The following is a 13,054-nucleotide window of genomic DNA, read 5'->3' as shown; positions in this document are numbered from 1 at the left end:
AAGGACGGGTCTACCCATGATGAAACGTTTGATGTTGCGGCTGCTGGCTGCGGGCGGGCTCGGCATTGTCTTGTCGAACCCGGCAGCGGCGGAGATGGCTGGCCCACCGAGCAAGCCGGTCACGATCACGTTCTACAACTACAACCTCGCCACAGCCACGGCCGGCGCGCAGGCGACGCGCGAGCTCATCGCCGAGTTCGAGGCGGCCAATCCGTTGATCAAGGTGCAGCCGGTCCCAGTGCCGCCGAACGAGATCATGACGCGGCTGCAGGCGGATATGGCTGCAGGGCGGCAGCCCGACGTCGCGCAGCTCGTCTTCCGGGACCTGATCTATCTGGCCACCGATCTCGGCGCGCAGCCCCTCGAGGACATGGCGGGCGCCAAGGGCTATGCCGAGCTCACCGCGGGGATGATCCCGAACGGCCTGGAGCTCGGCAAGGTCGAGGGGAAGACCTACGGCCTTGCCTACACCTTCTCGACGCCGATCCTCTACTACAACGCCGACCTGTTCCGGAAGGCGGGGCTCGACCCTGACAAGCCGCCGCGGACCTGGGCAGAAGTGCGCACGGCCGCCGAGGCCATCGCCAAGAAGACCGGCGCCGAGGGCTTCTTCCCCGGCGCCTATGGGCCGGCCGACGGCACCTTCGTCTACCAGGCGATCCTGATGTCGAATGGCGGCAAGGTCCGGGACGGCAACAGGCTGACCTATGCCAGCCGCGAAGGTATCGAGGCCGTGCAGATGCTGCGCGACATGGTCGCGGGCGGTGGGCATTCGCGCATGGATCCGGCCAGCCCGGCCGATGCCATGTCCGCAGGCAAGCTCGGCATGTTCCTCTATACGAGCGCGCTGCAAAACAGCATCTCCAATGCGGCCAGGGGCAAATGGGAGCTGCGCGTCGCGCCGATGCCGGCCTTCGGCACCAAGCCTACGGCGCCGACCAACTCCGGCTCTGCTCTGTTCGCGTTCTCGACCGATCCGGCCAAGCAGCGTGCCTCCTACGAGTTGCTCAAGTTCATGACCTCGAAGCGCGGCTATACGGTCATCACCAGCAAGATCGGTTACCTGCCGTTGCGTCTCGATATCGTCGACGATCCCAATTACCTCGGCCCGTGGACCGCTGCGAACCCGCTGATCCGCCCGAATCTGGAGCAGCTCTCGCGGCTGACCCCGAACGTCGCCTTTCCCGGCCCCGATTACCGCCAGGTCGAAAGCCTTATGAAGGACGCCGTCATCGAAGCGGTCTTCGGCCGAGGCGACGTCGCCAGGATCCTGACCGAGGCGCAGACCCGCGGCCAGGCGATGATGCCCTGACCTTTGACGCTGGAGCGGGCGTCCCCGCCCGCTCCCTCCGCGTTTCCGTTCACCGACAGGTCACCCGATCGATGCCGCTTCACCCCTTGCGTCACTGGCAACTGCCGGACGCCCATAATATCCGCGATCTCGGGGGCTATGCCGGCGCCGGTGGAGTCGCCACGGGCTGGGGGCGTCTGCTGCGCGGCGACGACCTCTGGCATCTGAGCGAGAGCAGCCGCGACGCGCTGGTGGACCGCGGATTGGCTCTGGTGATCGATCTGCGCGGGTTCCACGAGATTGCCCATCAGCCGAACCCGTTCGCTGCCCATGCGACGGTGCGTTATCGCAGCATAGCGCTTTTCGACCAGTTGGAGCCCATTGGAACGCTGTCAGCGCCGCTCAATATGGCAGCACGCTACTGCGAGGCATTGGATCGATGTGGTGAGCGGCTCGTGGACGTCCTGGCCGCCATCGCCGAGGCGCCCGAGGGGGTCGTGCTCTTCCACTGCACGGCGGGCAAGGACCGCACCGGCATCGTCGCTGCGCTCCTGCTGCTGGTCGCCGGCGTCGCCGAAGACGAGATCGCCGCCGACTACGTCCTGACCGCGGAACTCGGACAGGCGATGCTCGACAGACTGCGCGAGCGCGCGCTCGCCGGCGGCGCCGATCCGGCCCAGGTCTCGCTCATGCTGGCGAGCGACGAGATCACGATCCGCACGATGCTCGCGCATCTGCGGGAGCGGCATGGCGGCATCGCCACCTATCTCGCAGCCATCGGGCTCGCGCCCGCTCGGATCGAGCGGCTGCGGGCCCGGCTGAACGATTGAAGCGCGCGGCAGCCGGCACATGGCACATGCGATGACACCCTTCGCCGAGCTCGCTGCGGCGGCCTCGAGGCGCAGGGCGAGATGGATCGTCTCTCCGTGGCTCTATCTGGCGCCCGCGATGATCAAGCTGATCCTGTGGATCTACTGGCCGCTGGTCGACGCCGTCCGGCTCAGCTTCTTCCGCTGGAACATGCTGCCCAACGCGCCGCAGCGCTTCGTCGGATGGGACAACTATGTCCGGATATTCTCGCTGCCGAAATTCTGGGATGCAGTCGCCAATACCGGCGTCTACGTGCTCGGCCTGATCCCGCTCGCCGTGCTGCTGCCGCTCGCGATCGCAATCTACACGCACGACCTGCCGGCGCGCTCCCGCAACATCTATCGCGCGATCATCTTCGTCCCGATGATCATCGCCCCCGTCGTCGGCGCGGTGATCTGGCGCTGGTTGCTCGATCCCGGCCACGGGCTGGTCAATGCCGGCATCACCCTGACCGGCGCTGCGCCTGTCCGCTTCCTGGGCGATCCCGCCTGGGCGATCTGGACCATCATCGTCATCACAGGCTGGAAGCTGATCGGCTTCTCGACGCTGATCCTTTCGGCCGCCAACGCCAACATCAATCCGGCACTGATCGAGGCCGCGCGAATGGACGGAGCCTCGCGCTGGGAGATCATCCGCGACGTGCGCCTGCCGCTGCTGCGCTCCACGGTGCTGTTCCTGCTGATGATGACCACGCTGCTCGGCGCGCAATGGAGCTTCAGCTACATCCATGTCCTGACCGGCGGCGGCCCGCTCGGCTCGACCACGAACCTGTTCTACCTGCTTTGGGATTTCGGCTTCTCGACAATGTCCGTCGGCTGGAGCTCGGCCTCAGCCGTCATCCTCTTCCTCGGCTTCAGCGCGATCGCCTTCGTCCTCCTGCGGCTGATCGACAGGTATTCCATCCATGACAACTGACATTCGTCCGGGGCAGCGCGGCCGCGCCGTGGGCCATCTCGTCATGGTCCTGCTGTCGATCTTCTGCCTGTTCCCGGTCTACTGGATGATCGTCACCTCGCTGCGTCCCGAGAACGCGATCTTCGAGACCAGCCTCTGGCCCTCCGAGCTCTCGCTCGCGAATTATGCAACAGCCTTGGACGCCATCCCGATCGTCCGGATGCTGGCCAATACGCTCGTCATCTCCGTCGCCGTGACGGTGATCCAGCTCTTCACCGGGCTGCTGGCGGCTTATGCCTTCGCGCGCTGGCGCTTCCCGGGCGATCGTCTCGTTTACGCTCTGATCGCGCTGACCTGGCTCGTGCCGTTCCAGGTCGTGATGATCCCGAACTACCTGCTGATCGCGCGGATGGGTCTGCTGGACAGCGTCGCCGCACAGATCCTGCCGAACTTCGCCTCCGCGCTCGCGATCCTGCTGCTGGCCCAGACCATGCGGAGCTTTCCGAAAGAGGTGTTGGAGGCGGCCCGAATGGATGGCGCCGGGCACTGGCGCGTGCTGTGGGAGGTGGTCATGCCCAGCCTGCGCGGGACGCTCGCCTCGCTCGCCATCCTGATCTTCATCTCGACATGGAACGAGTATTTCTGGCCGTTGCTGCTGAGCCGCACGTCCGAGAACAGCGTGATCCAGATCGGCATCCAAATGTTCATGACGGCCGAGGGCAATGCCTGGGGGCCGCTCATGGCAGCCTCGACGATGGCGAGCCTGCCGGTCCTGGCGATCTATCTCGTGCTGCAGCGTCAGGTCGTTCAATCCTTCATGAAATCGGGCATCCGCTGATGCCGAGAGGTCTCTGATGTCCGCTCTTTCGATCACGGCGCTCCGCAAGAGCTATGACGGCAAGCAGGTGCTGCATGGCATCGATGTCGCGATCCCCGACGGAGACTTTGCGGTCATCGTCGGCCCCTCGGGCTGTGGCAAGTCGACCTTGCTGCGGATGATCGCGGGGCTCGAGGACGTCACCGACGGCACCATCGTGATCGGCGACAGGGTGGTGAATTTCGTCGATCCGGCAGAGCGCGGCTGCGCCATGGTTTTCCAGAACTATGCGCTCTATCCGCATATGACGGTGGCGCAGAACATCGCCTATCCGCTGAAGATCGCCCGTGTTCCGCAGGCCGAAAAGGAGCGCAAGGTGCGCGAGGCCGCCGCGCTTCTCGGGCTGAGCGACTATCTCGGCCGCAAGCCCGCGCAGCTTTCCGGCGGCCAGCGCCAGCGGGTGGCGATGGGCCGGGCGATCGTCCGCGAGCCGCAGATCTTCCTGTTCGACGAGCCGCTCTCAAATCTCGACGCCCTGCTGCGCGTGCAGATGCGGATCGAGATCAAGCGATTGCACAAGCGGCTGCGGACGACCTCCATCCTCGTCACGCATGACCAGATCGAGGCGATGACGCTCGCCGACACCCTGATCGTGATGAACAAGGGCCGGGTGGAGCAAATCGGAGCGCCGTCCGAGATCTATCGTCGCCCGGCGTCCCTGTTCGTGGCCGGTTTCCTCGGGGCTCCCGCCATGAACCTACTGCCGGCTTTCGTCCGCGACGACGGGGCGGTCGCGCTCGAGATCGAGCCGGAGCGGGCGATCGCTTTGCGCTCTGGCATGAGACCAGGCACGCAACTGGTCGCTGGGATCCGTCCGGAAGAGATCGTCATGAGCGAAGCGGCCGAGAGCTGCGACGCGGTCGTCGACATGGTCGAGGAGCTCGGAAATTCGCGCATCGCCTATTGCAGAATCCTCGACCGGGACCTCGCGGTCATCCTGCCACCGGGAACGGAACAGATCGAAGGCAAGTCCGTCCGGCTTGGCTTCAACGGCTCGGCTTGGCACTTCTTCGACGCAGCCGGGCTGCGGGTCGAGCTCCGCTACGCCCCTCCGGCGAGGGCTGTAGCGGCCCTCGTCTAGTCCAACCTCGCAACGATCCGCCGACACCCGAGCGTTCCCAGCGTCGAAATAGCTCTCGCGTTGGCCCAGGGGCATCAGAATTTGCGGAGTTTTTCCTGCAATCGCGGCGACACCATCCCTCGGTTCTCGGTCAGAAAACGATTCAGGTTGGCGATGTAAGTCTCTGGCAGGCCGAAGTGTTTTGCTCCAGCGATGACCGTCTCCATGTAGCCGGGCTTCGGCTTTCCCGGCTCGGCTGAGCGACCGATATAGATCAACGTGCGCTTGGCGCCGCCCGGCACGATCACCGGTTGGCTGATCTTCACATAGAGGCCGCTCGCGATATCCTCGAACTTGTCGAGCACGCGGATGTCGCTGAGCGAGCAATCCCAGAGCACGCCATGCACTTCGTCGCGCGGATCGCGGATCGCCGAGGCATAACCGTCGCGGGTGATGATGAAGCGATGGCGCGGCAGGCGAGCGGGGCCGAGCGGGCGCGAGTTCGGGCAGCGCTGTGCCATCCCGGCCGGGTCCATGTTGAGGCCGTAGGCGAAATAGAGGGGCATTGGGGCCTCGCGTCAGTCTCGGGCGGCGCGCGGCGCAGACCCGAGAATCTCGGGACGTATAGCCGCCCTGTTTGTTGAGGCATCTCGTCCTGAGATGCTCGGGTCAAGCCCGAGCATGACGGCGCCTTTGACCCTTACTTCGTCTTGTTGAACAGTTCCCGCCCGATCAGCATCCGCCTGATCTCGCTTGTCCCTGCGCCGATTTCGTAGAGCTTGGCGTCGCGCAGCAATCGCCCGGTCGGGTAGTCGTTGATGTAGCCGTTGCCGCCGAGCAACTGGATGGCGTCGAGCGCGACCTGCGTCGCCTTCTCGGCTGCGATCAGGATGGCGCCGGCAGCATCCTCGCGGGTCGTCTCGCCGCGGTCGCAGGCCTTGGCGACCGAATAGACATAGGCCCGGCAGGAGTTCATCGCGACATACATGTCGGCAACCTTGCCCTGAACGAGCTGGAACTCGCCGATCGACTGGCCGAACTGCTTGCGTTCGTGGACATAGGGCATGACCGCGTCGAGTGCCGCTTGCATGATGCCGAGCGGCCCGGCCGCCAGCACGACGCGCTCGTAGTCGAGGCCGGACATCAGCACGTTGACGCCGCGCCCGACCTGGCCGAGCACGTTCTCCTCCGGCACCTCGCAATCCTGGAAGACGAGCTCGCAGGTGTCGGAACCGCGCATGCCGAGCTTGTCGAGCTTCTGATGGGTCGAGAACCCCTTCATGCCCTTCTCGATCAGGAAGGCGGTGATGCCGCGTGAGCCGGCCTCCGGATCGGTCTTGGCGTAGACGACCAGCGTTTCGGCGATCGGGCCGTTGGTGATCCACATCTTGTTGCCGTTGAGGACGTAGCGGTCGCCCTTCTTCTCGGCGCGGGTGCGCATCGAGACGACGTCGGAACCCGAGCCGGGCTCGGACATGGCGAGCGCGCCGACATGCTCGCCGGAGATCAGCCCAGGCAGATATTTGCGCTTCTGCGTTTCGTTGCCGTTGCGGCGGATCTGGTTGACGCAGAGATTCGAGTGGGCGCCGTAGGAGAGGCCGACCGAGGCCGAGGCTCTGCTGACCTCCTCCACGGCGATGCAATGTTCGAGATAGCCGAGCCCCGAACCGCCATATTCCTCCTCGACCGTCATGCCGTGCAGGCCGAGCGCGCCCATTTCCGGCCAGAGATCGCGCGGGAACTGGTTGGTGCGGTCGATCTCTTCGGCGCGCGGGGCGATTTTCTCCTGCGCGAAGGCGTGGACGGTGTCGCGGATGGCGTCGGCGGTCTCGCCGAGGTCGAAATTGAACGGGCGCGGCGCGTTGGCAAGCATGGCGGAACCTCCCGGCAGATCGTGGGGAGCGGGGCTCCCTTTGCCTTCGTTATAGCTGCCCGGGGGGCGGCGCGTCAGTGCGCAGCCGCGCCCGGCGCAGTTTGGCGTCGACGCCACGGTCAGGTCTCGCAGCCGGCATCGGCGGAGCGGCGTTCCAACCGGAATTCAAGGCTTGTACATATCCTATCCAGGGGGATAGGATACGTACATGAGCCACGCGATGGATCCCGACATCATCAACCGCCTGCGCCGCGCGCAGGGGCATCTCGGCACCGTCGTCGGCATGGTCGAGGGGGGCAGGGCAGTGCCCGAGGTGGTGCAGCAGCTCCAGGCTGTCGAGAAGGCGCTGGAGAAGGTCAAGTCGCTGCTCATTTTCGATCATATCGAGCATCATCTGTTCGACCACGCACAGGTCTCGACGCCTGATGCGCGCAAGTCGATCGAGGAGCTCAAGGCCCTCACCAAATATCTCTGACCGCCGCGGAGTAAACCGATGTCGGACGCGAACAGCTTTCCCGCCCAGCATGAGCATATCTTTCTCGGCAGCGCGCATGACCGCCACGAGCGGCGCACCTGGCTCGTCGTCGGCCTGACGGCCGTCATGATGGTCGCCGAGATCGTGGCCGGTACGGTCTTCGGCTCGATGGCTCTCGTGGCCGATGGCTGGCATATGTCGACCCATGCGGCGGCGCTCGGCATCGCTGCCTTTGCCTATCGCTTCGCGCGCCAGCACGCGCATGACCGCCGCTTCAGTTTTGGAACGGGCAAGCTCGGCGATCTCGCTGCCTTCGCCAGCGCGTTGCTGCTGATGTTCATCGCACTGGCTGTCGCCTGGGAGTCGGCTCTGCGGCTCTACACGCCGATCGCGATCGACTTCACCCAGGCGACGGCGGTTGCCGTGCTCGGGCTTCTGGTCAATCTCGTAAGCGCCTGGCTGCTGAGCGACGGGCACGATCATCACCACGGCCACAACGATGGCGGCAGCGGGCATCACGGCCGCGGGCATGACGACCACCAACACGGCCATCACCACGCCCATGGCGGTCATGGCGGGGATACCAATCTGCGCGCCGCCTACATGCATGTGCTCGCGGATGCGTTCACCTCGATCCTGGCGATCACGGCGCTGCTCGGCGGCCGCTTCTACGGCTGGGTCTGGCTCGATCCGGTGATGGGCATCGTCGGCGCCTGCGTCATCGCCCATTGGTCGATCGGGCTGCTGCGCAGCTCGGGAGGCGTGCTGCTGGACACGGTGCCGGATGAGGAGCTGGCAAGGCGCATCGGAGAGCGGATCGCGGCCGAGGGCGCAGAGGTCGCCGACCTGCATCTCTGGCAGGTTGGGCCGGGCCATCGCAGCGCCATCGTCTCGGTCGTGACCGGCCAGCCCAAGCCGCCCGCGGCCTACAAGGCGTTGCTCGCCGATCTGCCGACGCTCTCGCATGTCACGGTCGAGGTGAACACGCGTTCCGCCGCGTAGGGGCGGGCTCAGTCGCCGATCACGCCGCGGCGGCGCAGCAAGATCAGCGTGAACAGCGCGGCGCAGATGCAGGACAGGGACACGAAGGCGGCGCCGAAATCCGACTCGACCCAGGGCAGTCCCTTCACATTGATGCCGAACAGGCCGGTGATGAAGGTCGCAGGCAGGAAGAGCGCCGTCAGCAGCGAGAGTACGTAGAGCTGCCGGTTGGTGCGGCTGGCCGAGCGGGCGGCGATCTCATCCTGCAACAGCCGGGCGCGGTCCTGTACGGACTGGACATCGTGGTGCAGGCCGTCGATGCGCTGGAGCAACCGCAGGGCTGCCGCCTTGACGGCATCCGGGGCGCTGCGGCCGGACGGCGTCTCGGCGAAGCGGCGGAACAGCACATGCAGGCCGCTGAGCTGCCGGTGCAGGCGGACGGCCGTGCGGCGCACTGCACCGACACGCTGCGGGCCATCATGCAGCCTATCGAGCAGGATGTGATCCTCGACGCTGTCGGTCTCGTCGACGAGGCGGATGACCGCGTCGGTGACGTCGTCGATGATGTATTCGATGATCTGCTCGAACAGCCCGGCCGGGCTCGCGGCCGGCTCGCCGCGATCGAGCGCCTCCGCCGTCATGCGGATCGAGTGCAGCGCCTCGCGGCGTCCGGTCAGCAGGAACCGGTCGCCGACGATCCAGCGCAGCGCGCCGACATCCTCGGATTTGTGGGCGATGTCGCGGATCAGATCGTGCGAGACGCCCCAGGCGAGGCTGGCCGAATGGTCGAGCCGCTGGTGCTGCTCATGCGAGAGGAACGCTTCCTGGGTTGCGTCCGGCAGGGCCTGCTCGGCGATCCAGCTCTGGGCCCGCGTGTGGACTAGGTCGAGATGGAGCCAGACGAAGCCCTCGGCGGGATTTAGGTCCGGCAGGATGTCGCGCGGAACCCGGCTCGGCAACCCATCCTCATCGAAGCGATAGGCCCAGATGATGCCGGATTGGGATTGCACGTCGCCGGGCATGGTCTGTTTCCGCTACCGCCGCAGTCTGGCCGGCGGCGCGCCTAAGGGCGCTGCGGATGTGACAGCGACGTGACGGTCGCTGTCCCCGGCTAGTTGCGATTGGCGGCCGTGCGCGCGGGCGGGATACGTCCCGGCGGAACGAATTGAAGCTGCGTTCCGCCCGCAGCTTTCGGCGCGCGGGCGCCGGCCGGTGTCGGCAGTGCCCTCTGCTCGGCAACCTTCGGCTCGCCACCGTGCCACTTACGCGAACCGATGTCGAAGTGGCCCTTGCGCCAGGCCTCGAACTCGCGCTCGCTGCCGAAGAAGGCGTTGCGATCGACGTCTCCGGAGATGCCGGGCACGCGCCCGGTGGTGGTGAATTGCCAGAATTCCCAACGGTCCCGGGCATAGCGCTTGGCCAGCGGCGCGGCGGTCGAGCGCAGCCAGAAGGGGTGATCCTTGAGTTCGCCCTCCAGCACATCCTCGTGGAAATTGATGTCGGTATAGATGATCGGCTTCTTGCCGGTGTGCTCGCGCAACCCCTTCAGCATCTCCTCGATCTTGGCGAGCGCCAGTTCGCGCGAGATCTTGCGGGTGCATTGCGAGTCGTTCTGCCATTCGACATCGAGGACGGGCGGCAAGGCATCCGGGTCGCGCGGGATATGCTTCTTGATCCAGCGCACCTGGTCCTTCGCGGAACGGCACCACCAGACGAAGTGATAGGCGCTGCGTGGAATGCCGTGCTTTTTCGCCTCGGCCCAGTTGCGCTTGAAGTTGGGGTCGAGATAGTCGCCGCCCTCGGTCGCCTTGATGAAGGCGAAGCGGGTGCCGGCGTCCTTGACCCTGCCCCAGTCGATCTCGCCCTGCCAGCGCGAGACGTCGATGCCCTGGATGACCTTGCGCCGCGCATCGCGGACGCCGTGATGCGGGGCGCTGTCGCCCTTCTTCGGATAGAGAGCCAGTGCCGGCTCGACAAAACAGGTCAGAAGCGCCGCTAGGGCAAGGGCTCCAAGCCCGGTCCGTCCGCTGGTCAGCTTGCCCGCTGGCATGTGTCTCTCCCGCATCACAGGTCCAGATGGCGGGAGCGTGGTTAAGCAGCGGTTAGAATTGCCGCGCAATCTAGCGAAGAGTTTCAGCCTTGGTTAACCGCCGGGCTGGCGGGCCCTCAATCGTCGAGGTCGGAGTCCTGAGCCGCCCTCGCAGCCATGCGGCTCGGCTGGAAGGCGGAGGCGACTGGAGGAGCGCTGCCCGGGATGCGCGCGACCGGTACGTCGCTCGGCACGTCCGGTGCCGGCAGCGGGGCCTGGCCGGGAACGGGAGCCGGCGAGGGGGCTTGCTGAGGCGCTGGAGCCGCCGCGGGTTGCGGAGCGGCCTCCCGCTTGTCCCAACGCCGCATGCCGATGTCGTATTCGCCGCGCAGCCAGCCGGCGAACTGGCTCTCCGTGCCGAAGAATGCGTTGCGGTCGACGTCGCCCTTGATGCCGGGCACGCGGCCGGTGGTGGTGAACTGCCAGAAGCCCCAGGTGCGGTTGTTGTAGCGCGCTTCCGGGAGGGCCGCGGTCGAGCGGATCCAGTAGGGGTACTCGTTGAACTGGCCTTCCAGCACCTCGCGGTGGAAGGTGATGTCCGTGTAGATCACAGGCTTCTTGCCCGTGAGCTGTTCCAGCTCCCTCAGCATCAGCTGGATCTTCTCACGCGCCAGCTCGCGGTCGATCTTCTGTGGGCAGGTGCGGGAGTGCCCGTTCCATTCGACGTCGAGCACCGGCGGGAGCGCATCGGCATCGTTGGGAATCTGCTGCTTGAACCAGACCGCCTGCTCATGCGCCGGACGGCACCAGTAGACGAAATGGTAGGCGCCGCGCGGGATGCCGGCGCGGCGCGCACCTTCCCAGTTGCGCTGGAAGGCCGGATCGACATGGTCTCCGCCCTCTGTCGCCTTCATGTAGACGAAACGGGTGCCGGCCGCCTTGACCGAGGCCCAATCGATATCGCCCTGCCAGCGCGAGATGTCGATGCCGTGGATCGGATAGCTATGTGCCGCGGCAACACCGGGATGAGGGCGCGCATCGCCCTTCGACGGATAGTTGTCGAGCGCCACGCAGCCACCAAGGGCCGCGACAGCGGCGGCAGCCAGAAAGGGCAGGATGCTAGAGAACTGCATGCGATGGGAGTTCATGTCGGGGAGAATTGCGGAGAATGCTTGACGGCCGGTTTACGTTACCAAAGTTCTGCCGCCTGTCAGCCCAATCGGCGGCAGCTCCGTGATACGGCCGTCCAGCGCCGTCGATTCGCTGTTGCCGCGGAAAGGAAGGTTCTTGCCGTAACGCCTTGCGATGGCCCGGAAACACGAAAGGCGACCCGAAGGTCGCCTTTCGCTGGACACTGTCCGAATTTGGTGCGGTCGAGAGGACTCGAACCTCCACGGGTCTCCCCGCTACCACCTCAAGGTAGTGCGTCTACCAATTCCGCCACGACCGCAGCTCGGTTCCGGTTGCGGGCGGTGCAACCAGGGAGCGGCGCCGATCTAGCAAATCGAATCCGCTGCCACAAGAGCGTCACTGTGGAAAAACGAGCGATATCGAATTTTCCCCAGAATGGGCCGCTTCAGGCGGCTTCGGCGACGCTCTGCAGGGTGTAGATCGTCGGGCGCTTCAGCATCTGGGTGATCTCGACGGAGATCCTCGCGCCGCTGACGACGACGATTCCCTTGGCGAAGGGGTGGTTGTTCGCGAGAATCTGGACTTCGTCGGTCTCGCTGGCGTTGAGCTCGATGATGGCGCCGCGGCCGAGTCGCAGCAGCTTGTAGATCGGCATCTGGGTCTGCCCCAGCACGACAGTGAGCTCGACGGGAACGAGATCGAGATCGGCCTTCAAGTCCTGCCTCCGGAACCTTACTTCAGAATTGGACCAGCAAAACTTGCCTGCCTGCCGGTTTTCGGCGCATCAGGCTTGCCGAGGTCGCGCCGGATGTCGCCAGCCTGGAAAGATTGAACGGAACATGGTTAAGCCATGGTGAAGATGCGTGAGGAACTGGCCGTCTCCTTCCTGCCGGAAGCAGGCTCCGAGCCGGTCGAATGGGTCGTGGCCGAGGGACTGACCGGCTATGACGAGGCCGTCGCCGAGATGGAACTGCGTGCCGGCCTGATCGCCGACGGCAAGGCCCGCGAGCGCGTCTGGCTGGTCGAACATCCGCCGCTCTACACGGCCGGCACCTCGGCACGCGACGAGGATCTGATCGCGCCGGAGCGTTTCCCGGTGTTTCGGTCGGGGCGGGGCGGGCAGTTCACCTATCACGGCCCCGGCCAGCGGGTGGCCTATGTCATGCTCGACCTGAAGCGGCGCCAGCCGGATCTGCGCCGCTTCGTCGCGGCGCTCGAAGGCTGGCTGATCGGCGCGCTCGGCGATTTCAACATCCGCGGCGAGCGGCGCGAGGATCGCGTCGGCGTCTGGGTGCGCCGGCCGGAGAAGGGCGCTGATATCGAGGACAAGATCGCCGCCATCGGCATCCGCGTGCGACGCTGGGTCTCGTTCCACGGCATCTCGCTCAATGTCGAGCCTGACCTTTCCCATTTCGACGGAATCGTGCCCTGCGGCGTCAGCCAGCATGGCGTGACCTCCCTCGTCGATCTCGGCCTGCCGGTGACGATGCCGGAGGCCGATTCGATGCTGCGCGAAGCCTTCGAGCGGGTGTTCGGGCCGACGGTCTTGGTCTGATTTACCTGTCGTTAGCCA

General features: G+C 65.7%; 13 protein-coding genes, 1 tRNA gene and 1 pseudogene. 8 read left to right on the top strand and 7 right to left on the bottom strand.

The window, feature by feature from the left end; all coding sequences use genetic code 11:
- Positions 1-16 precede the first annotated feature (16 nt).
- The 5 genes from AC1DE3_RS18540 to AC1DE3_RS18520 all read left to right on the top strand — a co-directional run bounded on the left by AC1DE3_RS18540 (position 17) and on the right by AC1DE3_RS18520 (position 5,013).
- A complete protein-coding gene (locus tag AC1DE3_RS18540) occupies positions 17-1,312 on the top strand; it encodes an ABC transporter substrate-binding protein (protein WP_476778695.1) in 1,296 nt (431 codons plus the stop codon).
- Between the two features lie 71 nt (positions 1,313-1,383).
- On the top strand, positions 1,384-2,121 hold the full coding sequence (locus AC1DE3_RS18535; protein ID WP_476778694.1) for a tyrosine-protein phosphatase: 738 nt from the start codon (positions 1,384-1,386) through the stop codon (positions 2,119-2,121).
- 19 nt (positions 2,122-2,140) lie between these two features.
- Positions 2,141-3,076 (top strand): carbohydrate ABC transporter permease, encoded by a 936-nt coding sequence (locus AC1DE3_RS18530; protein WP_476852640.1) that lies wholly within the window; start codon positions 2,141-2,143, stop codon positions 3,074-3,076.
- Positions 3,066-3,893, top strand: coding sequence for a carbohydrate ABC transporter permease (locus tag AC1DE3_RS18525; RefSeq protein ID WP_476778692.1), 828 nt, complete (start codon positions 3,066-3,068; stop codon positions 3,891-3,893). The genes AC1DE3_RS18530 and AC1DE3_RS18525 overlap by 11 nt, the downstream gene beginning before the upstream one ends.
- Positions 3,894-3,909: 16 nt before the next feature.
- The gene (locus AC1DE3_RS18520) at positions 3,910-5,013 is read left to right on the top strand and encodes an ABC transporter ATP-binding protein (protein ID WP_476778691.1); all 1,104 of its coding nucleotides are present in this window, start codon (positions 3,910-3,912) and stop codon (positions 5,011-5,013) included.
- Positions 5,014-5,087: 74 nt separating this feature from the next.
- On the opposite strand, the gene AC1DE3_RS18515 is transcribed toward AC1DE3_RS18520, so the two are convergent.
- The gene (locus AC1DE3_RS18515; protein WP_476778690.1) at positions 5,088-5,558 is read right to left on the bottom strand and encodes a gamma-glutamylcyclotransferase family protein; all 471 of its coding nucleotides are present in this window, start codon (positions 5,556-5,558) and stop codon (positions 5,088-5,090) included.
- 134 nt (positions 5,559-5,692) lie between these two features.
- A complete protein-coding gene (locus AC1DE3_RS18510; RefSeq protein ID WP_476778689.1) occupies positions 5,693-6,865 on the bottom strand; it encodes an isovaleryl-CoA dehydrogenase in 1,173 nt (390 codons plus the stop codon).
- Positions 6,866-7,073: 208 nt separating this feature from the next.
- Between AC1DE3_RS18510 and AC1DE3_RS18505 the strand changes: the two genes are divergently transcribed.
- Together AC1DE3_RS18505 and dmeF are read left to right on the top strand one after the other, a co-directional pair.
- Positions 7,074-7,340: a metal-sensing transcriptional repressor gene (locus tag AC1DE3_RS18505; protein WP_476778688.1), complete on the top strand. Its 267-nt coding sequence runs from the start codon at positions 7,074-7,076 to the stop codon at positions 7,338-7,340.
- An 18-nt stretch (positions 7,341-7,358) separates the two neighbouring features.
- Positions 7,359-8,342, top strand: coding sequence for a CDF family Co(II)/Ni(II) efflux transporter DmeF (gene dmeF, locus AC1DE3_RS18500; protein WP_476778687.1), 984 nt, complete (start codon positions 7,359-7,361; stop codon positions 8,340-8,342).
- Between the two features lie 8 nt (positions 8,343-8,350).
- Here the strand turns inward: dmeF and AC1DE3_RS18495 are convergent, their stop codons facing one another.
- From AC1DE3_RS18495 to AC1DE3_RS18475, 5 genes and pseudogenes are all read right to left on the bottom strand, one after another.
- Positions 8,351-9,343 carry a CorA family divalent cation transporter gene (locus AC1DE3_RS18495; RefSeq protein WP_476778686.1) on the bottom strand — a complete coding sequence of 331 codons (993 nt, stop codon included), beginning with the start codon at positions 9,341-9,343 and terminating at the stop codon, positions 8,351-8,353.
- An 89-nt stretch (positions 9,344-9,432) separates the two neighbouring features.
- Positions 9,433-10,371, bottom strand: coding sequence for a glycoside hydrolase family 25 protein (locus tag AC1DE3_RS18490; protein ID WP_476778685.1), 939 nt, complete (start codon positions 10,369-10,371; stop codon positions 9,433-9,435).
- Positions 10,372-10,724: 353 nt separating this feature from the next.
- A pseudogene (locus AC1DE3_RS18485) lies at positions 10,725-11,483 on the bottom strand (glycoside hydrolase family 25 protein); the annotation flags it as partial.
- Positions 11,484-11,715: 232 nt separating this feature from the next.
- Positions 11,716-11,800, bottom strand: a tRNA-Leu gene (locus AC1DE3_RS18480).
- A gap of 126 nt (positions 11,801-11,926) precedes the next feature.
- The gene (locus AC1DE3_RS18475) at positions 11,927-12,196 is read right to left on the bottom strand and encodes a FliM/FliN family flagellar motor switch protein (RefSeq protein WP_149128694.1); all 270 of its coding nucleotides are present in this window, start codon (positions 12,194-12,196) and stop codon (positions 11,927-11,929) included.
- A 135-nt stretch (positions 12,197-12,331) separates the two neighbouring features.
- Here AC1DE3_RS18475 and lipB point away from each other — a divergent pair, with 135 nt between their 5' ends.
- Positions 12,332-13,036 carry a lipoyl(octanoyl) transferase LipB gene (lipB, locus tag AC1DE3_RS18470; protein ID WP_476778684.1) on the top strand — a complete coding sequence of 235 codons (705 nt, stop codon included), beginning with the start codon at positions 12,332-12,334 and terminating at the stop codon, positions 13,034-13,036.
- Positions 13,037-13,054 lie beyond the last annotated feature (18 nt).

The organism is Allobosea sp. 10L417 (assembly GCF_056395485.1).
This window is presented reverse-complemented; position numbering and strand designations above follow the sequence as displayed.

Excerpts from the sequence above, each read along its gene's own strand:
- AC1DE3_RS18515 (WP_476778690.1), bottom strand. The coding sequence starts at position 5,558 with ATGCCCCTCTATTTCGCCTACGGCCTCAACATGGACCCGGCCGGGATG.
- AC1DE3_RS18530 (WP_476852640.1), top strand. The coding sequence starts at position 2,141 with ATGGCACATGCGATGACACCCTTCGCCGAGCTCGCTGCGGCGGCCTCG.
- AC1DE3_RS18520 (WP_476778691.1), top strand. The coding sequence starts at position 3,910 with ATGTCCGCTCTTTCGATCACGGCGCTCCGCAAGAGCTATGACGGCAAG.
- AC1DE3_RS18490 (WP_476778685.1), bottom strand. The coding sequence starts at position 10,371 with ATGCCAGCGGGCAAGCTGACCAGCGGACGGACCGGGCTTGGAGCCCTT.
- AC1DE3_RS18510 (WP_476778689.1), bottom strand. The coding sequence starts at position 6,865 with ATGCTTGCCAACGCGCCGCGCCCGTTCAATTTCGACCTCGGCGAGACC.
- dmeF (WP_476778687.1), top strand. The coding sequence starts at position 7,359 with ATGTCGGACGCGAACAGCTTTCCCGCCCAGCATGAGCATATCTTTCTC.
- AC1DE3_RS18525 (WP_476778692.1), top strand. The coding sequence starts at position 3,066 with ATGACAACTGACATTCGTCCGGGGCAGCGCGGCCGCGCCGTGGGCCAT.
- AC1DE3_RS18535 (WP_476778694.1), top strand. The coding sequence starts at position 1,384 with ATGCCGCTTCACCCCTTGCGTCACTGGCAACTGCCGGACGCCCATAAT.
- lipB (WP_476778684.1), top strand. The coding sequence starts at position 12,332 with ATGGTGAAGATGCGTGAGGAACTGGCCGTCTCCTTCCTGCCGGAAGCA.
- AC1DE3_RS18495 (WP_476778686.1), bottom strand. The coding sequence starts at position 9,343 with ATGCCCGGCGACGTGCAATCCCAATCCGGCATCATCTGGGCCTATCGC.
- AC1DE3_RS18505 (WP_476778688.1), top strand. The coding sequence starts at position 7,074 with ATGAGCCACGCGATGGATCCCGACATCATCAACCGCCTGCGCCGCGCG.
- AC1DE3_RS18540 (WP_476778695.1), top strand. The coding sequence starts at position 17 with ATGATGAAACGTTTGATGTTGCGGCTGCTGGCTGCGGGCGGGCTCGGC.